The organism is Streptomyces sp. NPDC057616, assembly GCF_042800575.1.
GTDB lineage: Bacteria > Actinomycetota > Actinomycetes > Streptomycetales > Streptomycetaceae > Streptomyces.
On sequence record NZ_JBHVGU010000008.1, the window covers coordinates 119,377 to 131,688 of the forward strand.

12 protein-coding genes and 1 pseudogene are annotated in these 12,312 nt (G+C 71.4%); 5 read left to right on the forward strand and 8 right to left on the reverse strand.

The window, feature by feature from the left end; translation table 11 throughout:
- The first annotated feature begins 29 nt into the window (after window positions 1-29).
- A complete protein-coding gene (locus tag ACFU97_RS12085) occupies window positions 30-1,244 on the forward strand; it encodes a cytochrome P450 (RefSeq protein ID WP_384254377.1) in 1,215 nt (404 codons plus the stop codon).
- 7 nt (window positions 1,245-1,251) lie between these two features.
- On the opposite strand, the gene ACFU97_RS12090 is transcribed toward ACFU97_RS12085, so the two are convergent.
- On the reverse strand, window positions 1,252-2,445 hold the full coding sequence (locus tag ACFU97_RS12090) for an FAD-dependent monooxygenase (RefSeq protein ID WP_384254379.1): 1,194 nt from the start codon (window positions 2,443-2,445) through the stop codon (window positions 1,252-1,254).
- A gap of 190 nt (window positions 2,446-2,635) precedes the next feature.
- On the opposite strand from ACFU97_RS12090, the gene ACFU97_RS12095 reads away from it, so the two are divergent.
- On the forward strand, window positions 2,636-2,980 hold the full coding sequence (locus tag ACFU97_RS12095; RefSeq protein ID WP_384254381.1) for a DUF1330 domain-containing protein: 345 nt from the start codon (window positions 2,636-2,638) through the stop codon (window positions 2,978-2,980).
- 38 nt (window positions 2,981-3,018) lie between these two features.
- Here the strand turns inward: ACFU97_RS12095 and ACFU97_RS12100 are convergent, their stop codons facing one another.
- The 4 genes from ACFU97_RS12100 to ACFU97_RS12115 all read right to left on the reverse strand — a co-directional run bounded on the left by ACFU97_RS12100 (window position 3,019) and on the right by ACFU97_RS12115 (window position 8,095).
- Window positions 3,019-3,621: a hypothetical protein gene (locus tag ACFU97_RS12100; RefSeq protein WP_384254384.1), complete on the reverse strand. Its 603-nt coding sequence runs from the start codon at window positions 3,619-3,621 to the stop codon at window positions 3,019-3,021.
- A gap of 181 nt (window positions 3,622-3,802) precedes the next feature.
- Complete coding sequence (locus tag ACFU97_RS12105) at window positions 3,803-5,650, reverse strand: stealth conserved region 3 domain-containing protein (protein ID WP_384254386.1); 1,848 nt, start codon at window positions 5,648-5,650, stop codon at window positions 3,803-3,805.
- A 15-nt stretch (window positions 5,651-5,665) separates the two neighbouring features.
- The gene (locus ACFU97_RS12110; RefSeq protein WP_384254389.1) at window positions 5,666-7,363 is read right to left on the reverse strand and encodes a stealth family protein; all 1,698 of its coding nucleotides are present in this window, start codon (window positions 7,361-7,363) and stop codon (window positions 5,666-5,668) included.
- Window positions 7,364-7,501: 138 nt separating this feature from the next.
- Window positions 7,502-8,095: an alcohol dehydrogenase catalytic domain-containing protein gene (locus tag ACFU97_RS12115; RefSeq protein ID WP_384254391.1), complete on the reverse strand. Its 594-nt coding sequence runs from the start codon at window positions 8,093-8,095 to the stop codon at window positions 7,502-7,504.
- 122 nt (window positions 8,096-8,217) lie between these two features.
- Between ACFU97_RS12115 and ACFU97_RS12120 the strand changes: the two genes are divergently transcribed.
- A complete protein-coding gene (locus tag ACFU97_RS12120; RefSeq protein ID WP_384254393.1) occupies window positions 8,218-9,015 on the forward strand; it encodes an AraC family transcriptional regulator in 798 nt (265 codons plus the stop codon).
- A 66-nt stretch (window positions 9,016-9,081) separates the two neighbouring features.
- The gene (locus tag ACFU97_RS12125) at window positions 9,082-9,774 is read left to right on the forward strand and encodes a DUF899 domain-containing protein (RefSeq protein ID WP_384254396.1); all 693 of its coding nucleotides are present in this window, start codon (window positions 9,082-9,084) and stop codon (window positions 9,772-9,774) included.
- A 21-nt stretch (window positions 9,775-9,795) separates the two neighbouring features.
- On the opposite strand, the gene ACFU97_RS12130 is transcribed toward ACFU97_RS12125, so the two are convergent.
- Window positions 9,796-10,305: an NUDIX domain-containing protein gene (locus ACFU97_RS12130; protein ID WP_384254398.1), complete on the reverse strand. Its 510-nt coding sequence runs from the start codon at window positions 10,303-10,305 to the stop codon at window positions 9,796-9,798.
- A gap of 73 nt (window positions 10,306-10,378) precedes the next feature.
- Window positions 10,379-11,107 carry an MgtC/SapB family protein gene (locus tag ACFU97_RS12135; protein WP_384254400.1) on the reverse strand — a complete coding sequence of 243 codons (729 nt, stop codon included), beginning with the start codon at window positions 11,105-11,107 and terminating at the stop codon, window positions 10,379-10,381.
- A gap of 191 nt (window positions 11,108-11,298) precedes the next feature.
- Here ACFU97_RS12135 and ACFU97_RS12140 point away from each other — a divergent pair, with 191 nt between their 5' ends.
- Window positions 11,299-12,096: an SAM-dependent methyltransferase gene (locus tag ACFU97_RS12140; protein ID WP_384254403.1), complete on the forward strand. Its 798-nt coding sequence runs from the start codon at window positions 11,299-11,301 to the stop codon at window positions 12,094-12,096.
- Between the two features lie 15 nt (window positions 12,097-12,111).
- Here ACFU97_RS12140 and ACFU97_RS12145 read toward each other — a convergent pair.
- A pseudogene (locus ACFU97_RS12145) lies at window positions 12,112-12,312 on the reverse strand (short chain dehydrogenase); the annotation flags it as partial.

Sequence of the window (12,312 nt, forward strand, 5' to 3'; positions counted from 1 at the left end):
CCATCCTTCACGCCCTTCAAGGAGCCGCGATGACCGAGGCACCGGAGCGTGCGGTCGTACCGCCCGTCAGCGACGCCGACCCGTTCGCCCCCGAGGTCCTGCTGGATCCCGAACCGCTGCACCGCGCCCTTCGCGAGGCCGGCCCCGTGGTGTACCTCTCGCGCTACGACGTGCACGCCCTGGCCCGCCACGAGCAGGTGCACGCGGCGCTGGTGGACTGGCAGCGCTTCGAGTCGGGTGCGGGCGTGGGCCTGGCCAACTTCCGTCACGAGAAGCCCTGGCGGCCGCCGAGCCTGCTCCTGGAGGCGGACCCGCCCCGGCACGACGCGCCCCGCCGCGTGCTGCGCGAGATCCTCGCCCCGCCCGCGCTGCGGCGTCTGCGCGAGAGCTGGCACAGCCTGGCGGGGGAACTCGTCGGCCAAGTCCTCGCCGAGAGCACGGAGTTCGACGGACTCACCGCGCTCGCCGAGGCATTTCCGCTACGGGCCTTCCCGGACGCGGTGGGCCTGGGCCCGGACGGCCGGGAGAACCTCCTGCCCTATGGCACCATGGCCTTCAACGCGTTCGGTCCGCGCAACGGGCTCGTCGCCGCCGACGCCCACCGGGTGGCCGCGCTGTCGGACTGGGTGAACGCTCATTGCGCTCGCGATGCCTTGAGCGAGGACGGCTTCGGCGCACGGATCTGGGCGGCCGCCGACCGGGGCGATCTCACGTACGAGCAGGCGCCGTTGGTGGTGCGCTCGCTGCTCACCGCCGGCGTCGACACGACGGTGCACGGCCTGGCGGCGTGTCTGTACGCCTTTGCCACGCACCCCGGCGAGTGGCAACGGCTGCGTGAGCGGCCGGAGTTGGTGCGCGTCGCGTTCGACGAGTCGGTGCGCTGGCAGTCGCCGGTGCAGACCTTCTTCCGTACCGCCACCACCGATGTCGCCATCGCCGGGACGGTCGTTCCCGAGGGCACGAAGATCCTCATGTTCCTGGGCGCGGCCAACCGCGATCCGGACCGCTGGACCGAGCCGGACCGCTTCGACCTCAGGCGTGACCCGTCCGGGCATGTCGGTTTCGGCATGGGCATCCACCAGTGCGTGGGCCAGCATGTGGCCCGCCTGGAGGCGGAGGCGCTGCTGACCGCGCTGGTCAGGCGCGTCGATCGATTCGAACTCACCGGCACCCCGCGCCGCCACCCCAACAACACCCTGCGGTCGTGGACCTCACTGCCGCTGCGCGTCCGGCCGGCGGCCTGACCGCCGGTCACGTGGTGAGCGCGGCCTCGGCGTCGTGGCCGTAGATCCAGCCGGCCGTGACGAGCGGGTCGGACGCGGCGAGCGACGTGTCACGCGTCTCCTGCTCGGGCCCGTCCGGCAGGTGGTTGGTGTCCCGGCGGGCGTGACTGAACTCCTGCAGACGCGTGGTGCGCGGAATGCGCGCCGACTCGTAGCGTTTGAGGGCCTGTTCGGGGTCGTCGGGAGAGGTGGCGAGACAGATTGCCAGTACGGCGGCGTCCTCGATGGACTGGGCCGCGCCCTGTGCGAAGAAGGGGTACATGGGGTGCGCGGCGTCACCGAGCAGCGTGACCCTGCCCCGGCTCCACTGCCGTAGGGGGGCGCGGTCCAGCAGTGCCCACCGGCCCGGCCTGCCGCCCGCCAGGACCAGGTCGGTCACCCTTGGGTCCCAGTCGGCGAACTCGGCGTGGAACTCCTCGGTCGTGGCCGTGGCGCTCCAGGACTCCTCGACGTGGTCCCCGGCGGGCGCGAAGGCGGCGACGTTGACGGCGCTGCCGCCGGCGATCGGGTAGTGGACGAGGTGCCGGCCGGGCCCGAGCCATATCGTCTGCGCGGGCCGCAGGGCGAAGGCCGGTGCGGCGTGGGCGGGCACGACGGTGCGGAAGGCGCAGACGCCGGAGTACTCGGGCGGCGTACGGCCCGCCAGGACGCCGCGGACGACGGAGTGCACGCCGTCGGCGCCGATGACGACGTCGGCTTCGGCCCGGCTGCCGTCCGCGAAGCGCAGCAGCACGTCGTCCGGGGACGCCTCGACCGACACGCACCGCTCGCCCAGCCGGAGCCATGTGCTGGGCACCGCCGACCTGATCGTGTCCAGGAGATCCGACCGGCGGGTGACGTAGGTGCGTTCGCCGTAGAGCTCCTCGCACGCGTCGGTCAGGTTCTCCACCGACAGCACGCTGCCGTCCGCCCAGCGGCGGAACTCCCAGCCCCACTCCAGTTCCACGGCCCTGCGCAGGAACGTCCGCATGACGTCCAGGCGCCGCAGCAGGCGTACGGCGTTGGGGGCCATGATGATCCCGGCGCCGACCTCGGTGAGCTCGGCCGCCTGCTCGTGGACGGTGGCCGTCAGCCCCGCGCGGCGCAGAAAGGCGGCGGCGGCCAGACCACCGATGCCGCCCCCGACGATGGCGATGCGTGGGCCGTGCGGGAGAGCGGGCATGGATGGACTCCTCCTACCCAGGGGGAAACTCCGGTGCTGTCTCTGCCCGATCCTCCCGGGTGGGCATGTCGGTTGAGAACATCTATGACCGACTCGGGTCCGGGTTCATTACCCCCGAGGTCATCGACCGTGCCCTGCGGCCGTGTGACGATCGTCGGCACAAGGAGTCGGAACCGCCGGAAGGAACGACATGTCTGCCTACGTCATCGGTCACCTGCAGGAAGCCGCTCCGCACCCGGAGATCGCCGACTACATCGAGCGCATCACGGCGACCTTCGCCCCGTACGGCGGACGCTTCCTCGTACATGCGGCGCAGCACGAGGTGAAGGAGGGCTCGTGGCCCGGGCACGTGGTGGTGATCGGCTTCCCGTCGATGGACCAGGCCCGGGCCTGGTGGGACTCGCCCGCGTACCAGGAGATCGCGCCGCTGCGTTCGCAGCACATCGCCGGGGACATCATCATGGTGCCGGGCGTGCGGGAGGACTACGACGCGGCGGCGACCGCGCATGCGATGAGGGCGGGGATGTCGGGCTGACGGCACCAGGCGGAGCGGAGCAGGGTGCCGTCCGACCCCTACTCGGCGTCGGACCGAGGCCGGTCGTCGCCGGACGGTTCCGCCTCTGACGCGGTGTAGTAGACGGAACTGCCCTGCTTGGTCCGCTGCGCGAGGCCCTTGCCCACGAGAGCTTCGACCGTGGTGCGCACGACGGTGTTCTTGAACGTACGGTCGGGATGGGCCTCGGAGAGGGCGGCGGCGATCTCCGCGGTGGAACGGGGCTCGCGCACCTCGGCGAGATGGTCCCGGACCAGTTCGACCAGGGTGGGCCGAGTGCCCGTCCCGACCGCGGGACGGGTCTTCTTCCCGGCCGACTTACGGGTCGAGGTGCGCCGGGTGGTCGCGGCGCGACGTGGCGAGCCGCCGGCCTTCTTGGCCCGGGCCTTGCTGCGCGGGGAGGCGGACGTGGCGGACGGCTCGACCGGTGCGGGAGTGACACCGAGGGCCTGCTGCATGTTCAGGAGGATGGTGTGGTCGTGCTGCAGCGCGGCCAACTGCCCTTGCAGATCGGCGATTTCCGCACCGACGCGATCTTGCTCCTTGACGTTGCGCTCGAGGTCGCCGGTCACCTGGGCGGCATACTGCGAGGTCAGTTCGCTGGAGGCGGGGGGCTGAGTCATGGAGTCGACCTTTCTCGACACGGCGAACGCCGTGGACCGCACCCCTCACGCCGAACAAGTGCGGCACAGGAATTTTACGGACCCCTGACCCAGCCGGTTCCGGCCGGGAACTGTGTTTTTACGCCGAACCCCACGGGGCAAGGCCGTCTACGGCCGATGCGAGGTGTCGGTTGCCGCCACGTTATTGGCTCTGGCCCTCGCGCTGAAAGCCTCCGTCATGGCGCCTTGCCTCCTCGAACGTCACCTGGCGTGGGAGCTTCGTGATGCGCGGTGCGGCGGTGTGGGAGAGGGGGCGGCCGGAGCCCTCGAAGCGGCTCGGGAAGGGGTACTTGCGCTGCAGGAAGGTGTGGATGGCGGATCGGGCCGCCGCCCGGGCGGCCGGGGGCGTGTCCACGTCGTTGAGGCAGAAGAAGTCGATGTCCTCGCCGGCGGCGAGGCGGGCCAGCCGCCGCTGCATGTCCGGGGTGCCCAACTGGACGTAGCGGAAGCGGTAGTGGGCCGGGACGGCCCGTCCCGTCGCGATTGCCCAGTGGTGGTGCAGTGTGGACGCCGGCGCCACGTCGGAGGTCGAGCGGAAGCGCGAGAACGCGGTGTGCTCGAGCTCCTCGATGCCCATGTCCTCCATCTCCCTCATGACGGAAAGCAGTTGGGGGTGCGGGGTGTGCAGCGACTTCTGGGTGACGTAGCGGCCGTGGAAGCGCCTGATCACCTCGCGGGCGTTCTTGCCCGCGGAGTTGGGCGCCGGTTCCAGCGGATGCGGGGAGCCCAGCCCGAGCTTCAGCGGGGACAGGGGGATCCGGGCGATGCCGTTGCCGTGGAAGAAGTGCTCCGCCCGCACCGGTCGGTTGATGAAGACGTCGTCGTTGAAGTAGAGGTAGTGGTCCGACAGGCCCGGTATGTGGTGCAGCCTGCTCTCGATGGCGTGCGAGTTGAAGACGGGCAGCGCCTCGGCCGGGAGGATGTCCCGGTGGTCGACGACCGTCAGTCCCTCCGCGTCGGGGTCCAGCCAGTCCGGGATCTGGGAGTCGGTCACCAGGTAGACGTGCCGCACGAACCCGGCGTACATGTCCAACGACCGCAGCGCGTACCGGAGTTCGTCATGACTGGTGTAGCGCGACGCCCCGGTCTCGCGCGCCGCGATGACACCGCCGGAGAGCTCCTGGTAGGCGCGGCGCTTCGCGGCCATCGCGGGGTCGTCCCCGTCCACCCAGGTGTAGACGACGTCCACGGGGAAGCGCACCTCGTCGATACCCGTCTCGGCGAAGGCCTCGAACGTCGGCACGCTGCGCCGGTGGTCCGTCACGGCGGCCGGCTGCTGCGCAGCAGCGGGCAGCACCTCCGAGACGGGGTTGCGGCGCGGCGCGACGAGCGCGGGCCCGTAGACGTCCCCCAACTGGCTGCCGGGCACGGTGAGCCAGGAGGGGTCGGAGCCCACAGCCGTGCCGACGTCCCGGCCGCGGCGCCAGAACTCGATGTCGCAGCCCGCCTCCAGACCGCTGAGCACCTGCCCCTCGGGGCCGAGACGCAGCACGCCGGTGCGCAGCACGGCCGCCCGCTTCAGCGCCCGAGGCAACGTGCCGTCGGCCCAGAGCACCGCACGCGTCACGGTGCCGTCCCGCCCGCACGCGCCGACGTACTCGGCGGTGTGCGCGAAGCGCTGCGCCGCACGGGCGAGGACGGCGTCACGGTACGTCTCCTCGACGCCGACCACCGGCCGGGACGCGCTGCCCTCGCGGTCGGAGGGGACGAGGAAGTAGGGCACCCCGATCGACTCCAGCAGGGTGCACACCCGCTCGAGGTCGGCCTCCGCGGCGTCCGCGGCCGTGTACGCGGCGACCGTGGGACCGTACAGCCGTACCGTCCCGATGCTGATCCGGCGCAGTCCCGGCAGGGCGGCCCGCAGGCGCCGTCGGGCCCGGGCCCTGCGCAGCGTCCACAGCCGGGCCGAGAGCTGGAGGCGGAGGACCACCAGGAGCTCCCAGACGGCTCGCAGGCCCGCGGGACCGGCGAAATGGTGACGGATGTCCATGCCCCCCGACCCCCGTCAGTTCCGCTTCTCGAAGGGGCTGGGGAAGGGGAAGTAGTGGTCGAGGAACTCGCCCATGCGGACCCCGACCCGCTCCCGTTCCTCCGGCGGCACGTCGACGTCGTTGAGGCAGAAGAAGTCGAAGCGGCGGTTGCGGCGCAGATCGTCCAGCCGCGCCTCGGCGTCCGGGCGGCTGATGTTGACGTACCGGAAGCTGAAGCTGCCCGGCACACCGCGGCCGGTCATCAGCGCGTACTGGTAGAGCAGCGGCGCCGTCATGGCGATGTCCTGCGGGGAGCGGAAGCGGGACGCGGTGGTGCGGCGGATGTCCTCGTCGAAGAGCTCTTCCAACGTCCGCAGCGTCTCGCGCTGTTGGGGCAGCGGCGTGTGCATGAAGTTGTTCGTCGTCATCCGCCCGAACTTCTCCATCAGCAGCCCGCGGACGTTCTTGCTGGCGGAGTTGGTGGCGGTCTCCTCGGCGTGCGGCTTGCCGACGCCGATCTTGAGCGGGGAGACCGGGATCTTCATGAGCCCGCTGCCGTGGAAGAAGTGCTCCGCGGTGACCCGGCGGCCGACGAACACGTCGTCGTTGAAGTACAGGTAGTGGTCCGACAGGCCCTCGATGTGGTGCAGACGGGTCTCGATGGCATGGGAGTTGAACACCGGCAACACGTCCGGCGGGAAGATGTCGCGATGGTCGACGACCGTGATGCCCTCGGCCCGGTCGTCGAGCCAGTGCGGCTTCTGTCCGTCGGTGACGAGGTAGATGTGGCGCACGAAGTCCGCGTACATCGCGAGCGAGCGCAGCGAGTACTTCAGCTCGTCATGGCTGGTGTAGCGGGAGGCGCCTGTCTCCTTGTCCAGGATCTCGGCGGTGCCCCGCTCCCGGAAGCGGGCCCGCTTCGCCCGCATCGCGGGCTCCTCGCCGTCGACCCAGGTGTATACGACGTCGACGGGGAAGGTCACGTCGTTCACGGTCGGCGGGGTGAGCGCGGCGAAGGTCGGCAGCTCGCGGTCGCCGACCTGCACGGTGGCGGGCTTCTGCTCGGACGCCGGCAGGACGTCGGTGATGCCGTTGCTGCGCGGTGCGACGAGGGACTCGGCGAAGACGTCCTCGGACGCCTGCGGCTGGACCTTGGCCAGGCGTCTGGGGCCGTCGGCGGTGGCGAGGAGCTGGGCCCCGTCCTCCCAGAACTCGACGTCGCAGGCGAGTTCCGGACCGGCGAGCAGCTGGCCTGACGGGCCCAGGTGGTTCTCGCCGACGCGCAAGGTGGGTGCCGTGCGCAGCGCGGCGGGCAGCACGCCGTCCATGAACAGGGCCGGGTGGCGGAGCGTGCCGCCGGGCAGTGGCCTGCCGATGAAGACCGCCTTGCCCGCGTTCTGCGTCTCGAGAGCGGTGAGGAACCGCTCCCGGTCGACGGCGTTCACGCCGACCGTGTACCGCGTCCGCGCGGCCGGCACCAGGAAGTAGGGGATGCCTTCCTGCTCCAGCGCGGCCACGACCAGGCCGAGGTTGGAGGCGGCGGCCCCGGCCGCGGTGAAGGCGGACACGACGCGTCCGTAGAGCTGCTGGCCTCGCACCGCCACCGGGCGCAGGACCGGGTCCGTCACCGCTGCCTGCCGGCGCCGCCGCATGGTGCGCAGCTGCCACACCCGCTCGGCGGCCTTCCGCTCGACTCGGGGCCGCATACGCCGGGCAAAAGAGCGCACGGTCACGTTCGGAGCTCCTCTTCAACAACCTCAACTCACCCTTGCGTTAACGAGACCCACGCATGTGACCAAAGGTTGTACGAGATATCTCCGAAAATTAACGTCGCTCATAGCCGGTTCTTTTCTTTCCGTGCTAATCGGTGATCAGAACCAGCTTTCCGGTGCCCTCGTCATTCTCCATGTACCGGTGGGCCGCGACGATCTCGTCCAGTGCGAACACCCGGTCCACGCACCATCCCGCCGCGCCGGACCAGGCGCAACGAGTCCCTCGTCGTCGAGGAGCACGTGGTCGACGCCGGCCGCGGTCTCGAGGCCGTAGCCGCGCCCGGTCGACGCGGCCGCCATCCCCACCGACGACGTCCCGCCCCGGATCGGCAGCCGCCCCGTACCACCGGGCGCGATCCCCAGCGCGTCCAGCAAGCCCTGCGCCGTGAGGTAGGTCTCGGGGAGCGCGGCCAGGACGTCCCACGGCAGGGTGGTGGTGATCGGCATCAGCAGCGCGTACTCGGCGTAGCCGCCGTCGAACTCCCGGCCCGTCCCGCCCATCACCGCCGCGACGGTCGTCCCCTCCGGCAGCCCCGGATCGGTCGACTCCGCCACGACCCCCACGCACTCGATGCCGAGCACCCGCGGGAACCGCACACCGGGAGAGTGCCCCTGGCGCGTGCGCAGTTCCGACCGGTTCAGGCCCGCGGCCTTCACCCGCACCAGGCTCCAGCCCTCCCGCACCACGGGCACGGGCCGCTTCCGGATCCCGGCACCTCGGGGCCCCCGAAACAGACCGCCGCACGCATCGTCATCGTCATGCGTCCACCGGGGCCGGTGGGCACCGTGGCCTGCCACCGGTACGATGCCACGTCATGCCCGATGGCCGCCAAGCTCCCGCAACCGTCCGGACGTCGCAGATCTGGCCGTCCGGCGGGGTGCACCTGTGGCCGTCCGGCGGCACCAGCTCGGCGCACTCCCACGAGCGCGGGCACCTCGTGTACGCGGCCCGGGGCGTCCTGTCCGTCCACACCGAACGCGGCACGTCGATCGTCCCCGCCAACCGGGTCGCATGGATCCCGGCCGGCTGCACGCACCATCACCGCGCGCACAGCAGCACCGACATGCGGATCCTCTTCCTGCCCTCCTCCCTGACCCGTTTCGTGCCGGCCCGTCCGGCCGTCTTCACGGCCTCCGACCTCGTCCGAGAGCTGCTGCTCACCCTCACGGGCCCGCGGTTCCGCGACGGTGCCGACCACGACCGTGCCGCGCACGCACGCCTGCGCCGCGTCCTCGTCGACGAGCTGCACGAAGCGCGCGAGCAGCCCCTGCAGCTGCCGGAACCGCAGGACGACCGCCTGCGCGCCGTCGCCCGGATCCTGCGCGAGCAGCCCTCGGACAACACCTCGCTCGCCGAACTCGGCCGCACGATCGGCGCCGGCGCCCGCACCCTCAGCCGGCTGTTCCACGACGAACTCGGCATGACCTTCTACGAGTGGCGCACGCAACTGCGCGTCTACCACGCACTCGTCCTGCTCGCCGACGGCCATGACACGACCCGCGTCGCCCACGCCTGCGGCTGGGCCAACCCCAGCAGCTTCATCACGGCCTTCACCCAGATCATCGGCACCACACCCGGCCGCTACCGCAACGACCCCGGGCGCGACCGATGAGTTCTGGTGACGGACGCGGTCTACCTCCGGACAACCCGAACTGCGTACGAGCTCTGTGAGGGGACCATGACCACCCATGCCCTGCCACCCGTCGTCGACGCCGCGACCTGGGAGCGCCGGCTCGAGGAGCTGCGAGCCCGCGAGAAGGCCGCCACCCGCGAACTCGACGCCATCGCCGCCGAGCGCCGCCGGCTGCCCATGGTGGAGATGCCCGACTACGTCCTGGAGGGCGAGGACGGCCCCGTCCGGCTGGCGGACGTCTTCGAAGGCAAGCCGCAGCTGATCGTCTACAACCACATGTGGTTCGCGGGCAAGGAATGGCAGTGCCCCGGCTGCACCGGTTTCACCTCGCAGTTCACGCGCCTGGAGTTCCTGGACAACTACGACGCACGGTTCGTCGTCGTGACCCAGGGGCCGATCAAGGAGGCGCTCGCCTACAAGCACCGGGTCGGCAACCGGATGACCTGGTACTCGACCGCCGACAGCTCCTTCGGGTCCGACGTCGGCGCCCCGCCCGACGGCGGGTTCGCGGTCAACGTGTTCCTGCGCGACGGCGACAAGGTCTACCGCACCTGGCACACCAACGGCCGGGGCACCGAGCAGCTCAGCCACACCTTCGCGCTCATCGACCTCCTGCCGTACGGGCGCCAGGAGGAGTGGCAGGACTCGCCGGAGGGGTGGCCCCAGTCGCCCACGTACAGCCGGTGGGGGACGTCGAAGGACATCGCCGCGGCCTACGGCCCCGGCGCTCGTGAGTGAGCCGGCGGCCGGCGCACGGCGTCAGTCCGCCGCGTAGGGCGTGAAGTGCGCGGGCGGATGGTCGATGGGCAGCTCGGGGCGCCAGTGCGCGAGGACCTGGGCGCTGCACTCGAAGAGGTCCTGCCGGGGAAGCCCGTCCAGCGCCCACCACTCCCATCCGCCCACGCTCTCGTCCGGCTGCGTCGAGGGCTGCCCCTCGCAGGACCGGACGACCGCGCCGACGGTGATCCGTACGACGTCGCCGACGCGATCGACGAGCGTCCCCAGCAGCGTGACGTCGTCGGTTCGGGCCACCAGACCGGTCTCCTCGGCCAGTTCACGTACGACGGTCGCCTCGAAGGACCCGTCGTACGGCTCGACGGTCCCGCCCGGCAACTCGTACGTGCCGAGCCGATGCCGCCCCAGCAGCAGCCGCCCGTCCCGGACCACGATGACCCCGACACCCACCGCCGCCTGCGGTGTCGGAGGGCGGGTGGTCCGGGGCCGGGTGGTGATGCGGCCGCCGTCGGAATCGGGCGAAGATGCGTGCAACGCGGTGCCTTTCGTACGTCGTCTCGTGCGGGCGTCCCGTGCGGGACCCGGCCGGGGCCGGGGAGCGGGAGCGCTAGTCGTCGAGGGCGGCGGTCGTCTCCACGTCGATCACGCCCTCGTTCTCGAACAGCTCCGCGGTGAGCGGGGCGGAGTCGCCGGTCCCCTCCAGTTCGAGCAGGACGCGGGCCGCCGAGTCGGTCCGGCCGGGCAGCCGGTCGACCTTCACCTGCAGGATCCGAAAGCCGCGCCGGGTGCAGGTCTCCATCAGCTGGGGGAGCAGCGCCGTGCCGGTGCGATAGGTCATGCGCAGCTCGAAGGCCGAGGCCGAGGAGCCGGGCACCAGGCGTTCGGTGAGCAGGGGATATCCGCGCACGACGAGGAAGTGCACCGCGGTGACCGCGCAGGCCAGGACGGGCAGACCGCCGCCGCAGGCCATGCCGACCGCGCAGGTCAGCCAGATCGTCGCGGCCGTCGTCAGTCCGCGGACCGCGTCACGGCGTACGAAGATCAGGCCGCCGCCGATGAAGCCGATCCCCGAGACGATCTGGGCGGCCACCCGGGACGGGTCGAAGGACACGTTGTCCAGGCCGAGCACGTTGGTGAAGCCGTGCTGGGAGACCTCCATCATCAGCGCGCTGGCGATGCCCACCAGGGTGTGGGTCCGCAGGCCCGCGCTCTTCTGCTGCGCCGCCCGCTCCCAGCCGATCAGGCTCGACAGCAGCAGCGCCAGACCCAGCTCGGCCAGCTGCCGCAGCCCCTGCCCGTTGTCCACGTCCCACAAGGGGACAGCCCATCCCGTCACACGCACCTCCTGTACCGACAGGATGACTACCCCGTGGGCGGCGACCAAGCGCGCGAGCTAGCGCGGCGCACGGGCCCGGCGGCTCCCGCGCGCGCAACGTGCCTCCGCGGCCGGGAAGTTGATGTAGAAAGCTCTCGTACAACCGATCGCGGACGAATGCGCCGTGGCGGTCGCCGAGAGGAGAAGCGGACGTGACACGGGACGGTGTCCCCACGGAGGAGATCGACGTCGGCAGACCGCACCCGGCACGCATCTACGACTACCTGCTGGGCGGCAGGGACCACTACGAGGTCGACCGGCTGGCCGGCGACGCCCTGACCGCCCAGGCGCCCGAGGCGCGGATGTCCGTGCGGGCCAACCGCGCCTTCCTGCGGCGTGCGGTCCGCCATGTCGCCGGCGCCGGCGTCCGCCAGATCCTCGACGTCGGCACCGGCCTGCCCACCGCCCCGAACGTCCACGAGACGGCCCAGGAGCTGGCGCCGGACGTGCGCGTCGCCTACGTCGACAACGACCCGATCGTGACGAGGCACGCGGACGCGCTCCTCGGCGACATGGGCTCGACCAGCGTGGTGCTCGCCGACGTACGGGACCCCCGCAGCGTCGTCGACCATCCCGACGTCCGCCGTGTCATCGACTTCGGCGAGCCCGTCGCGCTGTTCCTGGTCGCGATCCTCCACTTCGTGACGGACGCGGAGAGGCCCGCGGAGATCGTCGCCACCCTGCGCGAGGCCCTGCCGTACGGCAGCTTCCTGGCCCTCTCGCACGCCACCGGCGACCTGGCCGACCGGGGGGACGCCCAGGCCGTCTACAACAGGGCGACCGCGACCATGAACCTGCGCACCCACAGCGAGGTCGAGCGGTTCTTCGACGGCTTCGACCTGGTGGACCCGGGGCTGGTGCAGGTCCCGTTCTGGCGGCCGGACGGCCCGCCGCCGGCCGGGTCGGAGGACGTGGGGTTCTACGGGGCTGTGGCACGCAAGGCCGGCTGATGCCGGCCCCGCTCGCTACAGGGCGTAGACCTGCCCCGTCTGGCCGCCCTCCACGGAGCGGACGTACGCCTGGGCGACCTGGGCGAGGTCGACCGAGCCCATGCCCGGGAAGTAGCCGGCGTAGTCGGTGAGGCTCTCGGTGAAGACGTTCGGGCTGACGGCGTTGATGCGCCGCGGGGCGATCTCGATGGCGGCGGCCCGCACGAAGGCCTCCAG

What these genes read in the sequence shown, in the direction of transcription:
- ACFU97_RS12085 (WP_384254377.1), top strand. Translation starts at nt 30, where the DNA reads ATGACCGAGGCACCGGAGCGTGCGGTCGTACCGCCCGTCAGCGACGCC.
- ACFU97_RS12090 (WP_384254379.1), bottom strand. Translation starts at nt 2,445, where the DNA reads ATGCCCGCTCTCCCGCACGGCCCACGCATCGCCATCGTCGGGGGCGGC.
- ACFU97_RS12095 (WP_384254381.1), top strand. Translation starts at nt 2,636, where the DNA reads ATGTCTGCCTACGTCATCGGTCACCTGCAGGAAGCCGCTCCGCACCCG.
- ACFU97_RS12100 (WP_384254384.1), bottom strand. Translation starts at nt 3,621, where the DNA reads ATGACTCAGCCCCCCGCCTCCAGCGAACTGACCTCGCAGTATGCCGCC.
- ACFU97_RS12105 (WP_384254386.1), bottom strand. Translation starts at nt 5,650, where the DNA reads ATGGACATCCGTCACCATTTCGCCGGTCCCGCGGGCCTGCGAGCCGTC.
- ACFU97_RS12120 (WP_384254393.1), top strand. Translation starts at nt 8,218, where the DNA reads ATGCCCGATGGCCGCCAAGCTCCCGCAACCGTCCGGACGTCGCAGATC.
- ACFU97_RS12125 (WP_384254396.1), top strand. Translation starts at nt 9,082, where the DNA reads ATGACCACCCATGCCCTGCCACCCGTCGTCGACGCCGCGACCTGGGAG.